Annotated in this window: 23 protein-coding genes; 13 read left to right on the top strand and 10 right to left on the bottom strand. The window is 71.7% G+C overall.

The genetic code is table 11. The annotated features are described in order from the left end of the window. Positions 1 to 35: 35 nt before the first annotated feature. Entirely contained in the window at positions 36 to 719 is a 684-nt protein-coding gene (gene purQ / locus OOJ91_RS22140) for a phosphoribosylformylglycinamidine synthase subunit PurQ (RefSeq protein WP_266247815.1), read from the bottom strand. After that, positions 716 to 979, bottom strand: coding sequence for a phosphoribosylformylglycinamidine synthase subunit PurS (gene purS, locus OOJ91_RS22135; RefSeq protein WP_007454310.1), 264 nt, complete (start codon positions 977 to 979; stop codon positions 716 to 718). Before purS ends, purQ begins: the two co-directional genes overlap by 4 nt. Positions 980 to 1334: 355 nt before the next feature. On the opposite strand from purS, the gene OOJ91_RS22130 reads away from it, so the two are divergent. After that, a complete protein-coding gene (locus tag OOJ91_RS22130) occupies positions 1335 to 2018 on the top strand; it encodes a S1 family peptidase (RefSeq protein ID WP_266247814.1) in 684 nt (227 codons plus the stop codon). Positions 2019 to 2042: 24 nt separating this feature from the next. After that, positions 2043 to 2606, top strand: coding sequence for a YbjQ family protein (locus OOJ91_RS22125; RefSeq protein WP_266247812.1), 564 nt, complete (start codon positions 2043 to 2045; stop codon positions 2604 to 2606). Positions 2607 to 2707: 101 nt separating this feature from the next. On the opposite strand, the gene purB is transcribed toward OOJ91_RS22125, so the two are convergent. Both purB and OOJ91_RS22115 read right to left on the bottom strand, forming a co-directional pair. Beyond that, positions 2708 to 4132 carry an adenylosuccinate lyase gene (gene purB, locus OOJ91_RS22120; protein WP_266247811.1) on the bottom strand — a complete coding sequence of 475 codons (1425 nt, stop codon included), beginning with the start codon at positions 4130 to 4132 and terminating at the stop codon, positions 2708 to 2710. Positions 4133 to 4187: 55 nt separating this feature from the next. Next, positions 4188 to 5480 carry an acetyl-CoA C-acetyltransferase gene (locus OOJ91_RS22115; RefSeq protein ID WP_266247810.1) on the bottom strand — a complete coding sequence of 431 codons (1293 nt, stop codon included), beginning with the start codon at positions 5478 to 5480 and terminating at the stop codon, positions 4188 to 4190. A 55-nt stretch (positions 5481 to 5535) separates the two neighbouring features. On the opposite strand from OOJ91_RS22115, the gene OOJ91_RS22110 reads away from it, so the two are divergent. From OOJ91_RS22110 to OOJ91_RS22080, 7 genes are all read left to right on the top strand, one after another. After that, positions 5536 to 6891, top strand: coding sequence for a 3-oxoacyl-ACP reductase (locus OOJ91_RS22110; protein ID WP_266247808.1), 1356 nt, complete (start codon positions 5536 to 5538; stop codon positions 6889 to 6891). A 245-nt stretch (positions 6892 to 7136) separates the two neighbouring features. Beyond that, the gene (locus OOJ91_RS22105; protein ID WP_266249796.1) at positions 7137 to 7952 is read left to right on the top strand and encodes a MaoC/PaaZ C-terminal domain-containing protein; all 816 of its coding nucleotides are present in this window, start codon (positions 7137 to 7139) and stop codon (positions 7950 to 7952) included. Positions 7953 to 8032: 80 nt separating this feature from the next. After that, the gene (locus tag OOJ91_RS22100; protein WP_266247807.1) at positions 8033 to 8785 is read left to right on the top strand and encodes an NUDIX hydrolase; all 753 of its coding nucleotides are present in this window, start codon (positions 8033 to 8035) and stop codon (positions 8783 to 8785) included. Then, on the top strand, positions 8782 to 9753 hold the full coding sequence (locus OOJ91_RS22095; protein WP_266247806.1) for a serine/threonine protein kinase: 972 nt from the start codon (positions 8782 to 8784) through the stop codon (positions 9751 to 9753). The genes OOJ91_RS22100 and OOJ91_RS22095 overlap by 4 nt, the downstream gene beginning before the upstream one ends. A 12-nt stretch (positions 9754 to 9765) precedes the next feature. Beyond that, complete coding sequence (locus tag OOJ91_RS22090; RefSeq protein ID WP_266247805.1) at positions 9766 to 10725, top strand: hypothetical protein; 960 nt, start codon at positions 9766 to 9768, stop codon at positions 10723 to 10725. Next, positions 10722 to 11984, top strand: a complete 1263-nt coding sequence (locus OOJ91_RS22085; protein WP_266247804.1) for an adenylosuccinate synthetase — start codon at positions 10722 to 10724, stop codon at positions 11982 to 11984. Before OOJ91_RS22090 ends, OOJ91_RS22085 begins: the two co-directional genes overlap by 4 nt. A 70-nt stretch (positions 11985 to 12054) precedes the next feature. Then, positions 12055 to 12690, top strand: coding sequence for a DedA family protein (locus OOJ91_RS22080; protein WP_266247802.1), 636 nt, complete (start codon positions 12055 to 12057; stop codon positions 12688 to 12690). A 6-nt stretch (positions 12691 to 12696) separates the two neighbouring features. Here the strand turns inward: OOJ91_RS22080 and OOJ91_RS22075 are convergent, their stop codons facing one another. Beyond that, a complete protein-coding gene (locus tag OOJ91_RS22075) occupies positions 12697 to 13338 on the bottom strand; it encodes a response regulator (RefSeq protein ID WP_266247800.1) in 642 nt (213 codons plus the stop codon). Next, complete coding sequence (locus tag OOJ91_RS22070) at positions 13335 to 14486, bottom strand: sensor histidine kinase (protein ID WP_266247799.1); 1152 nt, start codon at positions 14484 to 14486, stop codon at positions 13335 to 13337. Before OOJ91_RS22070 ends, OOJ91_RS22075 begins: the two co-directional genes overlap by 4 nt. A 170-nt stretch (positions 14487 to 14656) precedes the next feature. On the opposite strand from OOJ91_RS22070, the gene OOJ91_RS22065 reads away from it, so the two are divergent. Further along, on the top strand, positions 14657 to 15313 hold the full coding sequence (locus tag OOJ91_RS22065) for a DedA family protein (RefSeq protein ID WP_266247798.1): 657 nt from the start codon (positions 14657 to 14659) through the stop codon (positions 15311 to 15313). Here the strand turns inward: OOJ91_RS22065 and OOJ91_RS22060 are convergent. Then, on the bottom strand, positions 15288 to 15926 hold the full coding sequence (locus OOJ91_RS22060) for a TetR/AcrR family transcriptional regulator (protein ID WP_007454287.1): 639 nt from the start codon (positions 15924 to 15926) through the stop codon (positions 15288 to 15290). The genes OOJ91_RS22065 and OOJ91_RS22060 overlap by 26 nt on opposite strands. 68 nt (positions 15927 to 15994) lie before the next feature. Between OOJ91_RS22060 and OOJ91_RS22055 the strand changes: the two genes are divergently transcribed. Together OOJ91_RS22055 and OOJ91_RS22050 are read left to right on the top strand one after the other, a co-directional pair. Continuing rightward, a complete protein-coding gene (locus tag OOJ91_RS22055) occupies positions 15995 to 16447 on the top strand; it encodes an SCP2 sterol-binding domain-containing protein (RefSeq protein WP_007454286.1) in 453 nt (150 codons plus the stop codon). A 1-nt stretch (position 16448) separates the two neighbouring features. Then, positions 16449 to 17663 (top strand): acyl-CoA dehydrogenase family protein, encoded by a 1215-nt coding sequence (locus tag OOJ91_RS22050; protein ID WP_266247795.1) that lies wholly within the window; start codon positions 16449 to 16451, stop codon positions 17661 to 17663. Positions 17664 to 17740: 77 nt separating this feature from the next. On the opposite strand, the gene OOJ91_RS22045 is transcribed toward OOJ91_RS22050, so the two are convergent. Beyond that, the gene (locus OOJ91_RS22045) at positions 17741 to 18178 is read right to left on the bottom strand and encodes a peptidase inhibitor family I36 protein (protein WP_266247793.1); all 438 of its coding nucleotides are present in this window, start codon (positions 18176 to 18178) and stop codon (positions 17741 to 17743) included. Positions 18179 to 18593: 415 nt separating this feature from the next. On the opposite strand from OOJ91_RS22045, the gene OOJ91_RS22040 reads away from it, so the two are divergent. Further along, a complete protein-coding gene (locus OOJ91_RS22040; RefSeq protein WP_266247792.1) occupies positions 18594 to 20156 on the top strand; it encodes an AMP-binding protein in 1563 nt (520 codons plus the stop codon). Between the two features lie 223 nt (positions 20157 to 20379). Here OOJ91_RS22040 and purD read toward each other — a convergent pair whose 3' ends face one another. Continuing rightward, a complete protein-coding gene (gene purD, locus OOJ91_RS22035; protein ID WP_266247791.1) occupies positions 20380 to 21630 on the bottom strand; it encodes a phosphoribosylamine--glycine ligase in 1251 nt (416 codons plus the stop codon). Between the two features lie 110 nt (positions 21631 to 21740). Continuing rightward, entirely contained in the window at positions 21741 to 22673 is a 933-nt protein-coding gene (locus tag OOJ91_RS22030) for a type IV toxin-antitoxin system AbiEi family antitoxin domain-containing protein (protein WP_266247789.1), read from the bottom strand. Positions 22674 to 22719: the final 46 nt, after the last annotated feature.

Here is a 22719-nt window from a genome sequence, read left to right as displayed (position 1 = left end):
GCTGCGCTCGTGCCCGCCCGACCGACTCCCCGCGCTCACGCGGGTGCCCCGACCAGGTGCTTGAGGACGGAGGTGAAGAAGCCGAGGCCGTCCAGCGAGGGGCCGGTGAGCGCCTCCACCGCGTGCTCGGGGTGCGGCATGATGCCGACAACGTTGCCGGCAGAGTTCGTGATGGCCGCGATGTCGCGCAGCGACCCGTTGGGGTTGCCGCCGACGTAGCGCGCGACGACCCGGCCCTCGGCTTCGAGCTGGTCAAGCGTCGCGGTGTCGGCGACGTAGCAGCCCTCGCCGTTCTTCACCGGGATGAGGATCTCCTGGCCGGGCTGGAACGCGTTGGTCCACGCGGTGCCTGCCGACTCGACGCGCAGGACCTGGTCCCGGTTACGGAAGTGCAGGTGCTGGTTGCGGGTGAGCGCGCCGGGCAGCAGGTGCGCCTCGCAGAGGATCTGGAAGCCGTTGCAGATGCCGAGCACCGGCAGCCCACCCCGAGCGGCGTCCACGAGCGTCTCCATCACCGGGGCGAACCGGGCGATGGCGCCGCAGCGCAGGTAGTCACCGTAGGAGAAGCCGCCGGGCAGCACGACCGCGTCCACACCGTGCAGATCCGGGTCACCGTGCCAGAGCCGGACCGGCTCGGCGCCGGCGATCCGGACGGCGCGGGCCGCATCCCCGTCGTCGAGAGAGCCGGGGAAGGTGACCACACCGACCCGGGCGGTCACGAGCGGGCGTCCGCGGTCTCGTCGGTCTCGACCAGGCGGACGGTGAAGTCCTCGATGACCGGGTTGGCGAGCAACTTGTCGGCGATCTCCCGGGCCCGGTCCAGGTCCGGTTCACCGGTGAAGTCGATCTCGATGCGCCGGCCGATCCGCACTGAGGCGACGTCGCTGACGCCGAGCCGGGGCAGCGCGTTTGCGACGGCCTGGCCCTGCGGATCGAGGATCTCGGGCTTGAGCATGACGTCGACGACGACGCGAGGCACTGGGCACTCCTGACTGTGTACGCAGTTGGGTGCCGACCCACAACGGGCGAGCGCAGCCAGCGTACCTGGCAGATACCGTCGCGGACGCACCGGCCGGGCGCAGTTCAGGCAGTGATCCACATAACCGGCGGCGAGGGTGGTCGGCGGGCCGGGACAGGCGGCCCCAGCAGGGCATATACGACGCGCCGGGTAGCCGAATCGTTACATTGCCTGATCTCGATGACCTTCTTGAAAACGATGCTCGTCGGCCCTACAGTACATCGACATAACTCGATGTCAGCGGCGGTGGGGACCTCCCACCGTCGTCCTCGGGCACCCGGCGACCCCGGGCCCGCCCCGTCCAAGGAGTCCACCGATGCGCGTTCGTCCCCTGCTCGCCCTGATCAGCACCGCGCTCGTCGGCGCCCTCGGCGCCGCGTCCGGCGCGTCCGCCGCCCCGGCCGGTCCCCAGCCCATCATCGGCGGCAGCACCGTGTCGTCCGCCCCCTGGGCCGCCGCGGTGCTGAGCAACGGCTCGTTCACCTGCTCCGGCAGCGTGATCGCCGCACAGTGGGTGCTCACCGCCCGACACTGCATCAGCGGCACGATGTCCGTCCGGGTCGGCAGCGTCTACCGCGCCTCGGGCGGGGTCACCCGCAGCGTCAGCGCCACCTACACCCGTAACGACCTGGCCCTCATGCGGCTCTCCAGCACAGTCAGCACCTCGGCGGTGTCCCTGGCCAGCAGCAACCCGCCCGTCGGATCGACCAACTCGATCTACGGGTGGGGCATGACCTGCTACAGCGGCTGCTCCGCGTCCAGCCAGCTCAAGACCGCCACCGTCCAGGTGACAAGCACCAACGTCACCGACGCGTACGGCGGGCAGGCGATCCGCAGCAGCCGGATCAACGGCAATGCCTGGCGCGGCGACTCGGGCGGGCCGCAGTTCTACAACGGCCAGCAGGTCGGCGTGGCCTCCACGGCCGACGGGCAGAGCATCCAGAACTACGGCAGCGTCGCGTACAACAGGGCCTGGATCACCTCGGTGGCCGGTGTCTGACGGTTAGCGCCCGGGGCGGCGCGGATGGTCGGCCTCGTGCCGGCCGTCCGCGCCGCGTCGTTTTGCAGCATCCGATCAGGTGAACACGGCACACGATCGGGTCGCGCAACTCCTGACAGCATCGGAACCGTGCTGGTCGTGACGACAGAGCAACTGCCCGGCTACGAGATCCGCCAGATTCTCGGTGAGGTGGTGTCATCGATGGCCAGGACGCGGAACCCGTACCGCGAGGGGGTCAAGAACCTGCGCGGTGGCGCGTACGACCCGATGGCGCCTGACAACCTGACCCGCTGGCGTACCGACTCGGTCACCCGCCTCGGCGAGGAGGCACTGCGGCTCGGCGCGAACGCGGTGATCGGCATGCGCTTCGACAGCCGGGACTGCGGCGAGATGTGGATGGAGATCTGCGCGTACGGCACGGCGGTTGTCGCGGTGCCCACGATGGCCCAGGTCATGCCGGCCGACCAGCCGGCGGTGGCGGCGGAGACGGCCACCGACCCGGCCTTCGCCGAGTCCCTCGGCGGCATCGCCGAACCCGCGAGCGCCCCCAACCTACGAACAGCAGCAGAAACCCCAACGGGCGAATAACCCCCACCCCACCCCGCCCCGCCCCGGTGATCAAGAGGTTTGCGTCATCCAGGAGATCGAAAATGACGCAAACCTCTTGATCAACAAGAGCTGGGGGGCGGTTACAGGATCGGGGGTGGGCTGTAGGTTGCCGCGTTTGGATGGGTTTCGACCACAGTGGTGATGCGGCGGGTCAGCGCTTCCACCTGGGTCTTCGCGGCGCCTACGAAGGCGCTGCGGTCGGCGACCAGGGTGTCGATGTCGGCTCGGGACAGGCCGAGGCGGCCGTCGGCGGCCAAGCGGTCGAACAGGTCGTTCTCCGGGGCGCCCTTCTCGCGCATGGCAAGCGCCACGGCGACCGAGTGCTCCTTGATCACCTCGTGCGCGACCTCCCGGCCGACGCCACGCCGGACCGCCGCCACCAGGATCTTCGTGGTGGCCAGGAAGGGCAGGAACCGCTCCAGCTCCCGGTTGATCACCGCCGGGTACGCGCCGAACTCGTCGAGCACGGTGAGGAACGTCTGGAACAGCCCGTCGGCGGCGAAGAACGCATCCGGCAGGGCCACCCGCCGGACCACCGAGCAGGACACGTCCCCCTCGTTCCACTGGTCACCGGCCAGCTCGCCGACCATCGACAGGTAACCCCGGATGATCACCGCGAAGCCGTTCACCCGCTCCGACGAGCGGGTGTTCATCTTGTGCGGCATCGCGCTGGAGCCGACCTGGCCCGGCTTGAAGCCCTCGGTCACCAGCTCCTGACCGACCATCAGCCGGATCGTGGTGGCCAGCGAGGACGGCGCGGCGGCGGTCTGCGCCAGCGCCGACAGCACGTCGAAGTCCAACGAGCGCGGGTAGACCTGCCCGACGCTGTCCAGCACCCGCGCGAAGCCCAGGTGCTCGGCGACCCGACGCTCCAGCTCGGCCACCTTGTCGGCGTCGCCGTCGAAGAGGTCGAGCTGGTCGGCGGACGTGCCGACCGGCCCCTTGATCCCGCGCAGCGGATAGCGGGCGATCAGGTCCTCCAACCGCTCGTACGCGATGAGCAGCTCCTCCGCCGCCGACGCGAAGCGCTTGCCCAGCGTGGTGGCCTGCGCGGCCACGTTGTGCGAACGGCCGGTCATGACCAGCTCGGAGTGCTCGTGCGCGAGCCACGCCAACCGGGCCAGGGTCGCCACCACCCGGTCCCGGATCAGCTCCAACGAGGCGCGCACCTGGAGCTGCTCGACGTTCTCGGTGAGATCCCGGGAGGTCATCCCCTTGTGCACGTGCTCGTGCCCGGCGAGCGCGCTGAACTCCTCGATGCGGGCCTTGACGTCGTGCCGGGTGACCCGCTCCCGCTCCGCGATCGAGGCGAGGTCGACCTGGTCGAGCACCCGCTCGTACGCCTCGACCACGCCGTCCGGGACGGCCACACCCAGGTCACGCTGCGCGCGGAGCACGGCGAGCCAGAGCCGCCGCTCCATCCGGACCTTCTCCTCGGGCGACCAGAGGGCGACCAACTCGGGTGAGGCGTACCGGTTGGCGAGCACGTTGGGGATCGTCGTCACGTGCCTCATTGTCCCGCACGTGCTGACCAGCACACGGACCGGGCCGGGCCAGCGATCAGCGCTCCAGGATCGCCGTCACGCCCTGGCCGCCGGCCGCGCAGATGGAGATCAGCCCGCGTCCGCCGCCCTTGGAGGCCAGCAGCTTGGCAAGCGTGGCCACGATCCGGCCCCCGGTGGCGGCGAACGGGTGCCCGGCGGCGAGCGACGAGCCGTTGACGTTGAGCCGGTCGGTGTCGATCGCGCCCAGCGGCGCGTCCAGGCCGAGCCGGTCCTTGCAGAACTCCGGCGACTCCCAGGCGGCGAGGGTGGCCAGCACCTGCGAGGCGAACGCCTCGTGGATCTCGTAGTAGTCGAAGTCCTGCAACGTCAGCCCGGCACGGGCCAGCATCCGCGGCACCGCGTACGCGGGGGCCATCAGCAGCCCCTCGTCGCCGTGCACGAAGTCCACGGCCGCCGTCTCCGACCAGCTGAACCAGGCCAGCACCGGCAGGCTGTGTTCCCGCGCCCACTCCTCCGACGCGAGCAGCACTGTGGACGCGCCGTCGGTGAGCGGCGACGAGTTGCCGGCGGTCATGGTGGCCTGCTCGGCGTCCGGGCCACGGGTGCCGAAGACCGGCTTGAGCGAGCCGAGCTTCTCCAGGCTGCTGTCCGGGCGCAGGTTCTGATCCCGGTTGAGCCCCAGGTACGGCGTCATCAGGTCGTCGAAGAAGCCCCTGTCGTACGCGGCGGCGAGGCGCTGGTGTGAGCGCAGCGCCAGCTCGTCCTGGGAGCGCCTGTCGATCTGCCAGCGCAGCGCGGTCCGGGCGGCGTGGTCACCCATGGACAGCCCGGTACGCGGTTCGGCGTTGCGCGGGATCTCCGGCGTGAACGGCTGGAGCGGGCGCAGCTTCGCGGCGATCTTCATCCGCTGGCCGAGCGTCCGGGCCGAGTTGAGTTTGAGCAGCGTGCGCCGCATCTGCTCGTTGACCGCGAGCGGGGCGTCGGAGGTGGTGTCGACACCGCCGGCGATGCCGACGTCGAGCTGACCGAGGGCGATCTTGTTGGCGACCAGGATGGCCGCCTCCAGACCTGTGCCGCAGGCCTGCTGGATGTCGTACGCGGGGGTGTGCGGGTCGAGCCGGGAGCCGAGCACCACCTCGCGGGTGAGGTTGAAGTCGCGGGAGTGCTTGAGCACCGCCCCGGTCACGACCTCGCCGACCCGCTGCCCGGCAAGCCCGTAGCGGGCGATCAGACCGTCCAGCGCAGCGCCGAGCAGGTCCGCGTTCGACGCGTCCGCGTAGCGGGAGTTGGAACGGGCGAAGGGGATGCGGTTGCCCCCGATGACCGCGACCCGCCGGATGCTCTGCACGATCCGCCTCCTCGACAAGTGTTGCTCGAACCCTACTCGCCAGTAGGCTACGCCCATGACCGACAGGTACGCGAGCTTCGTCCAATCGGCCGCCGGCCGCGCGCTGGTCAAGCGCCTCGGGCTGCCCGACCCGCCGCGACTGCGCCGACACCACCCCGGCGACCCGCTGCTGACCGGGCCGGCCCTGCTCGGCGCGGCCGACGGCGGCCGGCTCGCCGAGCCGGTCACCACGATCCTGACCGCCGCCGGGGTCGAGCTGCGCGACACCGGCACGGCCGCGCCGCAGGACCGCTTCGGCGCCCTGGTGTACGACGCCACGGGCATCACCGACTCGACCCAGCTGCGTCAGCTCTACGACTTCTTCCACCCGCAGGCCCGGGCGCTGCTGCCCAGCGGTCGGGTGATCGTGCTCGGCACCCCGCCCGGCGAGTGCCCGACACCCCGCGAGGCGACAGCGCAGCGCGCCCTGGAAGGGCTGGTCCGCAGCATCGGCAAGGAGTTCGGTCGGGGCACCACCGCCCAACTCGTCCAGGTAAGTCGCGACGACGACGCCGGCACCCGCACGAGCCTCGAATCGACAGTCCGCTTCCTGCTCTCCGGCCGGTCCGCGTACGTGTCGGGGCAGGTCATCAGGGTCGGCGTCGGCGCGGCGAGCGCCCCGGCCGACTGGGACCGCCCGCTGGACGGGCAGGTCGTGCTGGTCACCGGGGCCGCCCGGGGCATCGGAGCGGCCCTCGCCCGGGTCCTCGCCCGCGACGGCGCACAGGTGGTCGCCCTGGACGTCCCGGCGGCCGGCGACGCCCTCGCCGCGGTGGCGAACGACATCGGCGGTACGGCGGTCCAACTCGACCTGACCGCGCCGGACGCGCCGACCCGGCTCGCCGATCACCTGGCCAGCCGACACGGGCGGGTCGATGTGGTGGTGCACAACGCCGGCATCACCCGGGACAAGACGCTCGGCCGGATGGACGCCGACCGGTGGGACCAGGTCATCGACGTCAACCTGTCCAGTCAGGAGCGGATCAACGACGTGCTGCTGGAGCGGGAGCTGATCCCGACCGGCGGACGGATCGTCGGCGTCTCCTCGATCGCCGGGATCGCCGGCAACCGGGGGCAGACCAACTACGCCACAAGCAAGGCCGGCGTCATCGGCCTGGTCGACTCGCTCGCCCCGGCCCTACGCGCCCGGAACATCAGCGTCAACGCGGTCGCCCCCGGCTTCATCGAGACCCGGATGACCGCCCGCATCCCGCTTGTGGTCCGCGAGGCGGGCCGGCGGATGAACAGCCTGGCGCAGGGCGGTCTGCCGGAGGACGTGGCAGAGACGATCGGCTGGCTGGCCTGGCCGGCCAGCGGCGCGGTCAGCGGCAACGTGGTCCGGGTCTGCGGCCAGAGCCTGCTGGGGGCGTGATGGCGAGAAGGAGAGAGCCCGCGAGGGAACCCGACGACCTCTCGGTTCACGACCTGATCGAGGGCCCGACCGAAATCCTGTCGCGGGAGACGCTTGACGCGATCCGCCGGCCGCAAGCCGCCGGTGCCGACCTGAGCGTCGAGCAGACCCACGACCTGACCGCTTCGGCGGCCGAGGTGACGAGTGACCTCGGCGGTGACGGTCCGGCCGGCGCGGGTGGCCGGACGCGCGTCGAACTGCCCCGGATGCCCGCGCCCGGCGCGCTGTACCGGCGAGCCGCGCTCGGCGCGCTGCCCGGCCTCGGCGGTGGGCGGCGTGGGAGCGACCTCCCGGCGGTCGAGTTCGCCGTGGCCGGGGTGCGGACCGACCGGGCGCACCTGGCCGACTACGACCGGGTCTGCGGGTTCCGGCTCACCGACCGGCTGCCCGCGACGTTCCCGCACGTCCTGGGCTTTCCGCTGGCCCTGCGACTGATGACCGCGCCGGGCTTTCCCCTCCCGCTGATCGGCCTGGTGCACGTCGGTAACCGCATCACCACACGCCGACCGATCACCGCCGACGAGACCCTCGACTTCACGACGTACGCGGAGAAGCTGCGCCCACACGACCGGGGGCGGCAGGTGGACGTGGTGCTTGTCGGCTCGGTCGACGGGGAGGAGGTGTGGCGCGGCGTCTCGACGTACCTCGGTCGGGAGCGCAAGTCCGGCGAGCGCGACCGGGGCGAACGTCCCGCGCCGCCGGCCGCCACGGCCCGCTTGCGGGTGGAGCCGCGCGTCGGCACGGAGTACGCGCGGGTCTCCGGGGACCACAACCCGATCCACACCTCCCGGCTCGGGGCGCGGCTGTTCGGCTTCCGCCGGCCGATCGCGCACGGCATGTGGAGCAAGGCGCGCTGCCTCGCGGCGCTGGAGACCCGGCTGCCGGACGCCTGCACCGTCGAGGTGGCGTTCAAGCTGCCCGTACCGCTGCCGAGCACTGTGAACTTCGCCCTCCTGCCGGACGGCGGGTTCGCCCTGCACGACTCGCGCGGCCGACCCCACCTGGCGGGTCTCGTGCGCTGACGAGCGCCCCCCTTGGCAGGGGCGCTCGCATGCGCTAAGTTGTTCTCACATCGAGATGTTCTCAGAGTGAGAGAGACGCGATGAACGAGCAGGAGTTCCTGGCCGCGTACGACCCGCGGGACTACCCGTCGGTCGCCGTGACAGTCGACGTGGTGGCCCTGACCATCCGCGACGGCGCGCTGCACCTGCTGCTGATCCGGCGCGGCGAGGCGCCCTTCGCGGGGCACTGGGCGCTGCCCGGCGGGTTCGTTCGCCCCGACGAGGACCTGACCGCCGGCGCCCGACGGGAGCTGGCCGAGGAGACCGGGCTCGGCGGCGAGGCGCTGCGCCGCGTACACCTGGAGCAGTTGGGCAGCTACGGCGCTCCCGACCGTGACCCGCGGATGCGTGTCGTCTCGATCGCCCACCTCGCGTTCGCCCCCGACCTGCCCGATCCGGCGGCCGGCACCGACGCCGACGAGGCGATCTGGCTGCCGATGACCGCGTTGAGCAGCCGGCAGCTCGCCTTCGACCACGGCCGGATCATCGACGACGCGTTGGAGCGGGCCCGGTCCAAGCTGGAGTACACGCCGCTCGCCACCCGCTTCCTCGCCGCCGAGTTCACCATCAGCGAGCTGCGCGCCGTCTACGAGACGGTGTGGGGGCACCCGCTGCACGCCGGCAACTTCCACCGCAAGGTGCTCTCCGTCCCGGGCTTCGTGGAGAGCACCGGCGCCAGCACCGAGCGCGGTGGCGCCCGCGGCGGCCCGCGCGCCCGCCTCTACCGGGCCGGCGACGCCCGCCTGCTGCACCCGGCGCTACTGCGCCCCGCCCGCGAGGAGACGGTGCGATGAGGGCGACCGAGGCCATCGACCTGGTCGCGGCGGCAGGCACCGACGCCGAACTGTTCGGCGCGGACCAGCCGGCCCGCCGCTACCGCGAGCTGGTCGCGGCCCTGCACCCCGACCGCCTGCCGGCCGACCCTGCGGTACGCGCCGAAGCCCTCGACGCCTTCGTCCACGTCACCACCCGGTGGCAGGCCCGGCGGGTCACCGTCCTCGGCGACTACCGCCTCGGCACGCCTGCCCACTCGGGTGACCTGGCCGACCTCTACGACGTCGGCGACGACCGGCTGCTCAAGCTCCCCCGACGGCCCACCGACAACGACCTGATGGCCCGCGAGGCACACGCGCTGCGCACCATCGCCGAGCGCGGCGACCCGCGCTACCTGCCGTACGTGCCCCGACTCGTCGACGAGTTCCCGCACCGCGATGCCACCTCCGGCGCCGAACGGCGGATCACAGTGCTCGCCACCGCACCCGGCCTGCACGACCTGGACGAGGTGCGGCGCGCGTACCCCGACGGGTTGGACGCCCGGGACGTGGCCTGGATGTGGCGGCGGCTGCTTGTGGTGCTCGGCCTGGCCCACCGTGCGGGCCTGGTGCACGGCGCGGTCCTGCCGCGACACGTGCTGATCGAGCCGGACGCCCACGGCGTCGTGCTCGTCGACTGGTGCTTCTCCGCGGCCGTGGGCAGCACGATCCCGGCGCTGGTGCCCGGCCAGGAGGAGTGGTACCCGGACGAGATCCTCCGCAGGCGGCCCTGCGGCCCGGGGACCGACATCGCGATGGCCAGCCGCTGCATGAGCTGGCTGATGGGGCCGCGCGCGCCCCGCGAGCTGCACACCTTCGCGCAGGGTTGCCGGCAGCGGTCCCTGGACGGCCGGCCCGACGACGCCTGGCGTCTGCTGCGCGAACTCGACCAGGTGCTGGACCGGCTCTACGGGCCACGCACCTTCCGACCCTTCACCCTCACCCCCTAAGGAGCTGCTGTCATGGGCAGTGGAATCTGGTCCACCGACGTGTACGACGCCGCCGACCGCTACCGGCGCTCCACCGGCCGCAGCGCGTTCTCCTACAGCGACAGCGGGGCGCGCACCGTGCACCCCGCGCTCGACCCCCGCGACGCGAGCCGGGAGAGCCGCGACTCCGACGAGCACCCGCAGTCGACGCCAATCGCGGTGCTCTTCGACGTGACCGGCTCGATGCGCAGGGTGCCACGCGCCCTGCAGACCAAGCTGCCGCAGCTTCTCGGGCTGCTGCAGCGGCAGGGGTACGCCAGCGACCCACAGATCATGTTCGGCGCGATCGGCGACGCCACCTGTGACCGCGTGCCGTTGCAGGTCGGCCAGTTCGAGTCGGACAACCGGATGGACGACGACCTGGGCCGCATCGTGCTTGAGGGCGGTGGCGGCGGGCAGATGAGCGAGTCGTACGAACTGGCCCTGTACTTCATGGCCCGGCACACAGTCACCGACAACTGGGACAAGCGCGGCCGGCGTGGCTATCTGTTCATCATCGGCGACGAGCTGGCGTACCCGCAGGTGAAGGCCCGTGAGGTGGCCGGCCTGATCGGCGACGACCTGGGCGAGGACGTGCCGCTGCGGCAGGTCGTCGACGAGGTGACCCGCCGCTGGGACACCTACTATCTGCTCCCCGCCGGCAGCCACTACGCCGGCAACGCCACGGTGCTCGACTTCTGGCGCGACCTGCTCGGGCAGAACGCCGTCGTGCTCGACGACCTGGACGCCGTCTGCGAGACCATCGCGCTCACCATCGGCCTCGGCGAGCAGGCCATCGACCTGGACGAGGGCCTGCGCCACCTGGACCACGCCGGTTCTGCCGCCACCGGCACCGTGTCGAAGGCCCTGGCCCGCCTCGGCCGAGGGCGGCGGGCCGAGGTGTCGACGCTGCCGGCGTTCCGCGACACCACAGGCGGGGTGAGGAGGCTGTGAGGCATGTGGCGGTGGTCGACCTCGGCTACGGCGACGCCGGCAAGGGCACGATCGTGGACTGGCTCTGCGCCACCCGCCGGGTGCACACGGTGATCCGCTTCAACGGGGGCGCGCAGGCGGCGCACAACGTCGTGCTGCGCGACGGGCGGCACCACACGTTCGCGCAGTTCGGCGCGGGAACGTTCCATCCCGGTGTCGGTACGCACCTGTCCCGGCACGTGGTGGTGGACCCGTTGGCGCTGGCCGCCGAGGCCGACCATCTCGCCACGGTCGGGGTGCCCGACGCGCTCGACCGGCTGACGGTCGACGGGGACGCGCTGCTCGCCACCCCGTACCACCGGGCCGCCAACCGGGCCCGGGAGATCGCCCGGGGAGCCGACCGGCACGGCTCCTGCGGGCTGGGGGTGGGCGAGGCCGTGGCGTACGGTCTCGCCCACCCCGACGACGCGCCCCGGGTCGCCGACTGCCGCAGCCCGGCACTGCTGCGCCGTCGGCTGACAGTCCTGCGGGACCGGTTGACCGCCGAGCTGGGCCCGCTGGACGCGCCACCGGTCGAGGACTGCCTGCCCGCGTTCACCGGGTTCGCCGGGCGGGTCGCGATCGTCGACGCGAGCTGGCTCGCCGGGGCGCTGCGCTCCGGCACCTGCGTGTTCGAGGGCGCGCAGGGGGTGCTGCTCGACGAGTGGCACGGCTTCCACCCGTACACCACGTGGAGCACCACCACGTTCGCCAACGTCGAGAGCCTGCTCGCCGAGGCGGGCCAGCCCGGCGGCGCGACCCGGATCGGGGTGCTGCGGATCGTCACCACCCGACACGGCGCCGGCCCGCTGGTGACCGAGGATCCGGCCCTGCCGCTCGTTGACAGCCACAACCCCACGAACCCCTGGCAGGGCCGGTTCCGGTTCGGCCACTTCGACGCGGTCGCCCACCGGTACGCCCTCGCCGCTGCCGGCGGGGTCGACGGCCTGGCGCTTACCCACCTCGACCTCGCAGGCCCCGACCTGCGGATCTGCCGCCGCTACGACACCACCGACCGGCTCGACCCCGGCCCACCCGGCGACCTGGACCGACAGACCGCGCTCACCGCGCGCCTGCTGCGCTCCCGCCCGCTCTACGACGATCCGCCGCGCGACTGGGCCGAGGCGGTCGGCACGGAGCTGGACGCCCCGGTGGTGCTGACCTCGCGCGGTCCCACCGCCGACGACAAGAGGACCCACGGTCCGCTGCTCGCCGCACCCGAGCTGGCACGCTCGGCCTGACGCGCGGGACCGGAGGGGGTGATCCGCCGACTCGGCCACCGGGCGGCTCGCGCCCGGCGAGCATGGGGGCATGGACTCCGCGCTCGACCTGCTCCGACAGCTGGTCACCTCACCATGGGTGTACCTGCTGATCTTCGGGCTCACGGCGGTCGACGCGTTCTTCCCGGCCGTACCCGGCGAGGCGGCAGTCATCACCGCCGCCGTGCTCGCCACAAGCGGAAACCCCAATCTGCCAGCGGTGATCGTCGCCGCCGCGGTGGGCGCCTGCGCCGGCGACCACGTCTCGTACGCCATCGGGCGCGGTGGCGGCGCGAACCGGCTCGCCGGATTTCCCGACGGCAGCCGACGGCGGGCCAGCTCCGAGTGGGCCCGCCGTGCCCTGGACCAGCGTGGCGGGCTGATCCTGACCACCTCCCGCTATCTGCCGGGTGGCCGGACCGCGGTCACCCTCACCATGGGCGCGGTGCGGTATCCCCGCCGGCCGTTCCTGTTCTACGACGCGATCGCGGCGGTCACCTGGGCCCTGTACTGCGGACTGCTCGGCTACTTCGGTGGGCTGGCCTTCGAGCGCCACCCCGTCAAGGGCGTCCTCGCCGGGCTCGGCCTCTCGGTGCTCGTCACGCTGGGCATCGAGGGCGTCCGCTGGTTGCGCCGCCTGGCGCACCGCCGCGCCGCCGCCCGCGACCGACCGGGCGGATCGACCTGACAGCCGTCACAGCAGGTCGGCGTCGTGCACCAGGATGGCCAACTGCACCCGGTTGCCCGCGTGGAGTTTCGCCAGCGCCCGGCTGACGTGTGCCTTCACGGTGGCCTCGCTCATCGTCAACCGCCGGCCGATCTCCGCGTTGCCGAGCCCGCGCGCCACCTCCCGGACGATCACCAGCTCCCGCTCGGTAAGCGACACCAACCGCTCACGGGCCGCGTCCCGGCGGGCCGGACCACGCTCGGCGAACGAGCTGATCAGGCGCCGGGTCACAGTCGGGGCGAGCATGGCGTTCCCGGCGGCGACCGTACGGACGGCGGCGGCCAACTCGCGGGGCGGGGTGTCCTTGAGCAGGAACCCGACCGCGCCTGCCCGCAGCGCCCGATGCACGTACTCGTCGAGGTCGAAGGTGGTCAACATGATCACCTTCGGGCCGGCGGCGACCACCTCGGGCGCGACTGTCAGCCCGTCGACGCCAGGCATCCGCACGTCGAGCAGCACCACGTCGGGGCGCAGACGCTGGGCCTGCTCCAGCGCGCCGACGCCGTCCCCTGCCTCACCGACGACGGTGATGTCCTCCGCCGCCTCCAGGATCAACCGCAGCCCGGCCCGGACCAGTTGCTCGTCGTCGACAACCACCACCCGGATCACGCCGCACCCGCAAGCGGGATCAGGGCCCGGACCAGGAAGCCGCCGTTCACGGGAGTTGCCTCCAACCGGCCGCCGAGCAGCTCGACCCGTTCCCGTAGCCCCAGCAGCCCCTGCCCGGCGCCGGGCAGCGCCGACCCGCCCCCGGACGGGCCGTTGCGGACCACCACCTCCAGCCCGTCGGGCAGGTAGCGCAGGCAGACTGTCGTCTCGGCGTCGGCCGCGTGCTTGCGCACGTTCGTCAGCGCCTCACGGACCACCCGGTACGCGGTACGCCCCAGCGTCGCCGGTAGCGCCGTCGGTACGCCCTCGTCCTGCCGGGTCACCCGCAGCCCGGCGGCACGGGACTCCCCGATCAACTCGTCCAACGTGTCGAGCCCTCGCTCCGGCGTCACGGCCGGGCCGGCCTGCCGCAGCACACCCAGCACCTCGCGCAGGTCGGTGAGCGCCTGCCGGCCGGTCGTCCGGATCAGCGCGGCGGCCTCGACGGTCGCCGGGTCCACGGCGGTCACCTCCAGCGCCCCGGCATGCACCACCATCAGCGACACCCGGTGCGCCACCACGTCGTGCATCTCCCGGGCGATCCGGGTCCGCTCCTCGGCGCGAACCCGGTCGGCGCGGGCCTCCTGCTCGCGTTCCAGCCGCTCGGCGCGGTCCCGCAGCGCGGCGAGCGTGTCCTGACGGGCCCGCACCCAGAGGCCGAAGACCAACGGCAGCCCCACCAGACAGGCGGCGAGCAGCAGCACGTTGCCGGTGCTGGCGGTGGTGATCCGGCGTACACCACCCACCGCAAGCCCGACCAGCACCCCGCCGGTCAGCACCACCGCCGCGCCGGCGAGGTAGCCGACGAGTTGGCGACCACGCAACCGCAGACCGGCCTGGTACGACGCCAGCACCCCGGCGGCCGCCGCGGCGAGCACCAGCCAGCCGACCGCCGCGGCCAGGAACAACGGCCAGCGACGGGTCCGGATCGTGCCCGCGGCCCACGCCGAGCCCAGTGCGACAAGCAGCACGACCGCGCCCGGCAGCGGCGAACGGACCCCGATGTCACCTGTCGCGCTTGCCCACACGGCCGCGGCGACCAGGACGGCGAGCAGCGGCGGGGCGTACCGATGGACGACCCGCCCACGGGCGACGGCGCTGGAGGCCACGCGGTGAGCGTAGGGCTTCCCGGTCGGGTTGGCCCGTCCCGCGCCGTCGAACAGGGGTGGGCTGGGGGAAGACCCCTACCCACCGTCCGGGCCGGCCGCTACCTAAGTAGTGGTGCCTGCCTGACCACTGGCCGATGTCGGTTGCCGCCGCCCACACAAGCATCGGGACCATGGATCTGCTCGACCTGCTGCACGACACGATGTCCTCGCCCTGGGTGTACCTGGCGATCTTCGCCATCGCGGTGCTCGACGGCTTCTTCCCGGTGGTGCCGAGCGAGACGGCGGTGATCACCGCGGGGGTGTTCGCGGCCTCCGGAGCGCCGTACCTGCCGGCAGTGATCGTGGTGGCCGCCGCCGGGGCGCTGGTCGGCGACCACATCTCGTACGCCATCGGGCGGGGCGGTGGCACGCGGCTGCTCGACCGGCTGCCGCCCGACGGTCGACGCCGAGCCGCCGTCGACCGGGCCCGTCGGGGGATCGCCACCCGGGGCGGTCTGATCCTCACCGTGGCCCGCTACATTCCGGGCGGCCGGACCGCTGTCACCCTCACCATGGGTGCGGTGCGCTATCCGAGGCGACGGTTCCTGGCCTTCGACGCGCTGGCCGCCAGCTCGTGGGGGCTCTACTCGGCGCTTGTCGGCTACGTCGGGGGGCTGGCCTTCGAGCAGGATCCGCTGCGTGGTCTCCTGCTCGGTCTGGGCCTCGCCCTGACGGTGACGGCGGTCGTCGAGGTGGTTCGTTGGCTCCGGAACCGCCGCCGGTCCGGCGAGCCGGTCAGCGACGCTGTCTCCGCCGAGGCCGTCAGTCGGTCGGCGGACGCCAGGTGACGCCGTGCAGGAGTTGGGCGGCACCGAGCCAGGCCACGTTCATCATCCGGGTGGCAGTCTTCTCCGGGTCGGCCTCCGGGTGGTCCGCGAGCCAGTCGGCGAGCGACTCGGTTGCGCCGACCAGGGCGTACGCGACGACCTCCAGGTCGATGGCGGCGATCTCGCGACCCTCGGCGCGTAGCGCGTGGTCGAGCATTCCGGCGACCACCTCGACAAGCCGGGCCCGCATGGTGGCCAGCTCGCCGGCGAACGGCTGCTCGCCCCGGGCCTGTCGGTAGAGCACCGCCCAACCGTCGCGGTGCGCGCCGACGAAGCCGAAGAACGCCCGCAGGCCACGCCAGAGCCGTTCGTCGGCCGGCAGGTCGGGGGCGGCGGCACCGGCGATGGCCTGCATCATCCGGGTGCCCTCCCGGTGCAGGCAGGCGACGAAGAGTTCCTCCTTGGTGCCGAGGTACGCGTACACCATGGGCTTGGAGATGCCGGCGTCCTCCGCGATCTCGTCCATGCTGGCGGCGTGAAAGCCGCGCCGGGAGAAGACCTTCACGGCCGCGTCGAGCATCTGCTGCTCGCGGACGGCGCGTGGCAGACGCTTGAAGGCAGGGACACTGGACACCTTGCGAGCATACCTACTCGTGCGTAGGGTTACGCGCGAGTAGCCAAATCTTCCGGAAGGCGCACCTCATGACTGACTTCGACCCGGCCACCTTCGCCAACGTCGGCCCCAAGGAGTTCGCCCAGCTGGTCAAGTCCACCCCGGACGACAAGATCGCCCAGGTGATGGCCGGCGACCTGCGCGGCAAGGTCCTCGGTGAGGTGTTCGGCCGGATGCCGTCGCTGTTCCGCGCGGACCGGGCCGGCTCGACCAACGCGGTCATCCACTGGATCATCACAGGTCGTCCGGACGGCGGCAGCGACACCTACGAGGTGGTCATCGCCGACGGCAAGTGCGAAGTGAACGAGACCCCGCAGCACGACCCGAAGTTGAGCCTGACCATGGGCCCGGTGGAGTTCCTGAAGATCGTCTCCGGTGGCGCCAACCCGGTGATGATGTTCATGACCGGCAAGCTCAAGGCCAAGGGCGACCTCGGCCTCGCCGCCAACATCGCGAACCTGTTCGACATCCCCAAGGCCTGACATGGCTGAGTTCTCGCTCGACCTGAACGAGGAACAGCGGGATCTACGCGACTGGGTGCACGGCTTCGCCGCCGAGGTCGTGCGCCCGGCCGCCGCCGAGTGGGACGAACGCGAGGACACCCCGTGGCCGGTGATCCAGGAGGCAGCCAAGGTCGGCCTCTACGGCTTCGAGTTCCTCGCCACCTGCTGGGCAGACCCGACCGGGCTCTCCCTGCCGATCGCCAGCGAGGAACTCTTCTGGGGTGACGCCGGCATCGGCCTGAGTATCTTCGGCACCTCGCTCGCCGTCGCCGCCATCTACGGCGCCGGCACCCCCGACCAGATGGTCGAGTGGGTGCCACAGTGCTTCGGTGACGTCGACTCCCCGGCCGTCGCCGCGTTCTGCACAAGCGAACCCGAGGCCGGCTCCGACGTCGGCGCGATGCGCACCCGGGCCGTCTACGACGAGGCCACCGACGAGTGGGTGCTCACCGGCCAGAAGGCGTACGCCACAAACGGCGGCATCGCCGGAGTGCACGTGGTCACCGCCTCGATCGACCCCACGCTCGGCTCCCGGGGGCAGGCGGCGTTCGTCGTACCGCCCGGCACCCCCGGCCTGGCCGCGACCCGCAAGCTGCGCAAACTCGGCCTGCGCGCGTCACACACCGCCGACGTGTTCCTCGAGGACGTACGTGTGCCCGGCCGCTGCCTGCTCGGCGGACGCGACGCCCTGCGGGAACGCCTGGACCGCGCCCGCTCCGGTCAACGGGCCAGCGGGCAGGCCGCGATGCGCACCTTCGAGCTGTCCCGACCCACTGTCGGCGCGCAGGCGCTCGGCGTGGCCCGGGCCGCCTACGAGTACGCCCTGGACTACGCCAGGGACCGGGTCCAGTTCGGTCGGCCGATCATCGAGAACCAGGCCGTCGCGTTCGCGCTCGCCGACATGCGGATGGAGATCGACGCGGCCCGGCTGCTGGTCTGGCGTGCCTCCTGGATGGGCCGCAACAACCGCCCGTTCACCGGGGGCGAGGGCTCGATGTCCAAGCTCAAGGCCGGCGAAGTGGCGGTGTCGGTCACCGAGAAGGCGGTGCAGCTGCTCGGCGGGGCCGGCTTCCTCCGCGACCACCCCGTCGAACGCTGGTACCGCGACGCCAAGATCTACACCATTTTCGAGGGTACGTCCGAAATCCAGCGACTGGTCATCTCCCGGGCGATCTCCGGTATGCAGATCCGCTGACCGTAGAACTGCAGAGCGAGGGCCGGGAATTCCGGCCCTCGCTCTACCGCTGGGTCGCGACGATAAGACCTGGGCGCCTAAAGGCACCACTCCGGCCCCGGCGTGCATCCCTCGTCGACGAACCGGGCGGACGAGGCGCTGTCATTCTTGACATCGCCCCCGAAATTGGCCCACCCGTACGGCTTGACCCGCTGCCACCGCCCACCGTAGTTGTTGTGTTCGAAGACCCCCAGGTACTGATTGGTGTTGTTGAAGACGGAGGACGCCTGGTCATTGAGGTTCACACCGTTGTGGAACTTGTGATCAGAGAAGTTGGCGACGCCACCGCCACCCTGGACCAGACCCGCCAGCGTGCCCGGGCTACCGTGGCCGTCCTTGTCCTGGAAGAAACACACCTGCCGCGCCGGGCACGCGTAGTCCGCCGAGGCGGGCGAGGAAATCGCGAAGAGGGAGCCGGTCACGGCTACGACGATTCCTGCCCCTGCGGCGAGAGTACGCATTTTCAACAGGTTCACCGAACCTCCAAATTTTCCGAAGCGCTACGTGGGCGATGGAAGCGCTCGACGCCCTTTCCATCGCTGGCCTTCGTTCATGAACATACGCGGACGGTCTGGAAGAACTGTTTATGTTCACTGAACGGCTCCGGCTCGACGCGACCGACGCAGTAATGTGTCAATTTCCAACAATGGCAGTAATTCGCTCCTACATTGTTTGGTCCACGGTCAGGCGAGACTCGACTCGTGGTTACGCCGACCACGGCGGCCTGCGGGGCCGCAGGGCAGCGGATTCCACGATCCGTGCCGTCTTCGTCACCCCACGCCGACGCCGACTGGGCCCCCAGCCACGCCCAGTGCATGATCAAGGGACGACACCCTGACGGGCGGGGAGATCGACTGCCCGTCCGCGTACCACCCCTAGGAGGTCTGCGGCATGGACCTGCCGTTCATCGTTGCCACGCTGACCCGTCGCGGGCTGCTCACGCCGGGCCGCCCCGTCCGGATCGCCTCGCAGCTCAACGCGTTGCGCATCTGGGGGTGGAGCCTCGCCGGCGAACTACGCCAGGCAGCCGCCCGAGACCCCGGTCGGCCGGCGATCATCGATGAGGACGGCGTCGAACTGACCTACCAGACGCTCCTCGACCGGGCCGAACGCATGGCCCGGTCGATGCGGTCCCGGCTCGGCGTACAGGCCGGCGACCGGATCGGCGTGCTGTGCCGCAACCACCACGGGCTGATCGAGACCATCGTCGCGGCGACCCTGCTCGGCGTCGACGCGGTCCTGGTCAACACCGGGCTCTCCGCCGCCCAACTGTCCACCGTCGCCGAGGAGCAACGGCTGCGGCTGCTGGTGCACGACGACGAGTTCGCCGAACGGGTCCTCGGCCTCCCCGCCGAGCTGCCCCGCCTCGACGAACGCGCCCGCGAGGAGCTGGTGGCCGGAGCGCTGCCCAGCGAGCTGCACCCACCGGAGCGCGACGGCCGGATCATCGTGCTCACCTCGGGCACCACAGGCGCGCCCAAGGGCGCCCGCCGGCCCACACCCAGCGGTTTCGGGCCTCTCGTGTCCATCATCGACCGCATCCCACTGCACGCCAAGGACCGGGTGCTGATCGCCGCCCCGATCTTCCACACCTGGGGATTCGCCGCCCTCCAGGTGTGCTTCGCGCTGCGGGCCACGATCGTGCTGCACCGCCGCTTCGACCCGGCCGCCACGCTCGCCGCCCTGGTGACACACCGCTGCGACGCCCTCTTCGCCGTACCCGTGATGCTCCAACGGCTGCTGGAAGTACCCCCACCGGACCCGCGCCCCCCGCTCAGGGTCGTCGCGGTCAGCGGATCGGCTCTGCCAGGCGGGCTCGCCCCGAAGTTCATGGACGTGTACGGAGACGTCCTCTACAACCTCTACGGCTCCACCGAGGTCTCCTGGGCGTCCATCGCCGGCCCCCCGGACCTGCGCCAGGCACCCACCACGGCCGGCCGACCGCCGCACGGCACCCGCCTGGACATAATCGACGCCGACGGCCAGCCGGTCCCGGAAGGACGGGTCGGCCGCATCTTCGTCGGCAACGAGATGCTCTTCGAGGGCTACACCTCAGGTGCCAGCCGGGAGACCCGCGACGGCCTGCTCGACACCGGCGACCTGGGCCGGCTCAACGCCGACGGGCTGCTCTTCGTCGACGGCCGGGCCGACGACATGATCGTCTCGGGTGGCGAGAACGTCTTCCCGTCCGAGGTGGAGGACCTGCTCGCCCAACTACCGCAGGTACGCGAGGCCGCCGTGATCGGCGTACCCGACCCCGAGTACGGCCAGCGACTGGCCGCGTTCCTCGCCCTGCACCCCGGCGAGACCCTCGACCCCGAGGCGGTCCGTGAGTACGTCCGGCACTACCTGGCCCGGTTCTCCGTACCCCGGGACGTGGTGTTGGTGAAGTACCTACCCCGCAACGCCACCGGCAAGGTGCTCGCCCGGGAACTACGCCGCTACTACGGCTGAGCACCACTCAGCGATACCGCGAAAAGCACGGCTGAGCGAGCTGTACCTCGCCGCACCACGCCGAGCGTGAACGCGCAGCAAGGATCACGAAGAGTTGTCAGCAAGCTGTGAGGCTCGAAGACCCTTTGTCGGCCTCGGTATTGCCATCGACGTCGACCCGCAGACCGCCACCCCCTCATCTCACCGCTCAAACGGAGGCGGGACGGGCGGGGGTTGCCCGGAATCAGCTGGGAATCGTGATCCGGCCGTCGATCGCGGCTGCGGCGATGTCGGTGCGGTGCTGCGAGCCGGCCAGCTCCACCCCGTCCAGCAGCGCGTACGCCGCATCCCGGGCGGTCGCCAGGTCGGGGCCGGTGGCCGTACCGCAGAGGACCCGGCCGCCGGCGGACAGCAACGCGCCGTCGCCGGCCCGGCGGGCGGTGCCCGCGTGGATGATGCCCGGCCGATCCGCGCCGGTGATCACATCGCCGGTACGCGGCGCCGCCGGATAGCCCTGCGCGGCGAGCACCACGGTGACCGCGCTGCCGTCCCGCCACCGCAGCGGCGGGTGCTCGGCCAGCGTGCCGGTGGCCGCCGCGTGCAACAGCCCACCCAGCGGGGTCTCCAGCAGGGCGAGCACGACCTGGGTCTCCGGGTCACCGAAGCGCGCGTTGAACTCGATCACCCGGGGGCCGGTGGCCGTCATCGCGAGGCCCACGTAGAGCAGGCCCGCGAACGGGTTTCCCCGGCGGCGCATCTCCGCGAGGGTCGGGTGGACCACGTCGCGCATCACGTCGTCCACCAGGTCGGACGGGGCCCAGGGCAGCGGCGCGTACGCGCCCATGCCGCCCGTGTTCGGGCCGGTGTCGCCGTCGCCGATCCGCTTGAAATCCTGTGCGGGCAGCAGCGGCAGCGCCGCCTCGCCGTCGGTGACCACGAACAGGCTGACCTCCGGGCCGTCGAGGAACTCCTCGACCACGACCCGGCCGCACTCCGCGGCGTGCGCCAACGCGGCGGACCGGTCGTCGGTCACCACGACGCCCTTGCCGGCGGCCAGACCGTCGTCCTTCACCACGTACGGGGTGCCCAACTCGTCAAGCGCTCGCGCGGTGCTCTCCTCGTCCGTGCAGACGTACGCCCGGGCGGTAGGCACACCGGCGGCGGTCATCACGTCCTTGGCGAACGCCTTCGAGCCCTCCAACTGGGCGGCCTCGGCCGACGGGCCGAACACGGCGATGCCCTTGGCGCGTACCGCGTCGGCGACACCGGCCACGAGCGGCGCCTCCGGCCCGATCACCACCAGGTCAGCGGCGGTCTCCACCGCCAACGCGGCCACCGCGGCCGGATCGGAGGCATTCGCGGCTCGCACCTCGGCCACCGAGGCGATGCCCGGGTTACCAGGCGCGGCAATCAGCGCCGAAACAGCCGGATCGGCAACCAGCCCAAGGGCGAGCGCATGCTCCCGCCCCCCACCACCCACCAAAAGAACCCGCACAACCAAACATCCTACTGTCCACCGCACCCGCGCCCCCACCTCCGTCCAGAGCGCCGGTGATCAAGAAGTTTGCGTCAGATATCGACCCGTCTCTGACCCAAACTTCTTGATCACCTCCGTTGAGTGGCGGCCGCGATCGCCGCGCGGACCGTGTGCGGGATGTACGCGGGGTGGAGGGTGTCCTGCCAGGTGAAGCGAAGGATGGTCCAGCCGGCGTTGACCAGGCGGTTCTGCCGTCGGCGATCCGCGAAAGCGGCCTCCGGGGTGCCGTGCGCGTCTCGCCCGTCGGCTTCGGCGATCACCCGTGGAGCGCGCCAGCCCAGGTCGCCGATGCCGAGCAGATATCCATCGTCGTCCCGTACCTCCAATTGCAGCGTGTCGGGCGGCACCCGGCCGTCCACGCACCGCAGCCTGGCTCGTGTCTCCAGCGGCGACTGGGCCCGGCCGTCCGCCTCGACGAGATGGCCACGTGCCGCGACCGCACCCCGTCGGCCCCCGATCAGGCTCGGGATCACCGCCATCTGGGCGGTGGTGATGCGGCCCTGGTTCAGGGCCGAGTCAAGGACCGAGACGGCCGGGTAACGGTCAACCCGGAGAATGACGTCCGAGACCGTGCAGAGCGGCGAGGTCGCGCGCACACCCGCGACCTCGATGATGTCACCGGGAGGCACGGTCACCTGGTGTACGACGAGCCACGGCGCGAGAGCACGCTGAGGCCGAGGTCGATCAACCGGCACCGAGACGTGGACCAGAGGGGTACGGCGTAGACCGGCGATGCCATGCAGCTCCAACGCCGTGTCGAGGACGGCGAATGCCCCCGGGCCCAGCCCCACGACCGCCGCCCGGACACGGGCCCGCCGCAGCGTCGAATCGCTCGGCTCCGCGTCCGGCACGAAGCAGCCGCGCAGCAGCCGTCGCCACCTGCCCGACCGACACAACTGCCGGACCTGGCCCCTGGTCAGACCCGCGCGCAGCGCCTGCGCCAGGGTGACCATCCCGTCCTGCCCGGCCGCGACCTGGCAGAGAAGTTGGTGTGCTCCCACACCAACACCCTGCCCACCAACCCATCCCCACCGAAGCCCCTGTGGA

The organism is Micromonospora lupini (assembly GCF_026342015.1).
Lineage (GTDB): Bacteria > Actinomycetota > Actinomycetes > Mycobacteriales > Micromonosporaceae > Micromonospora > Micromonospora lupini_B.
This window is presented reverse-complemented; position numbering and strand designations above follow the sequence as displayed.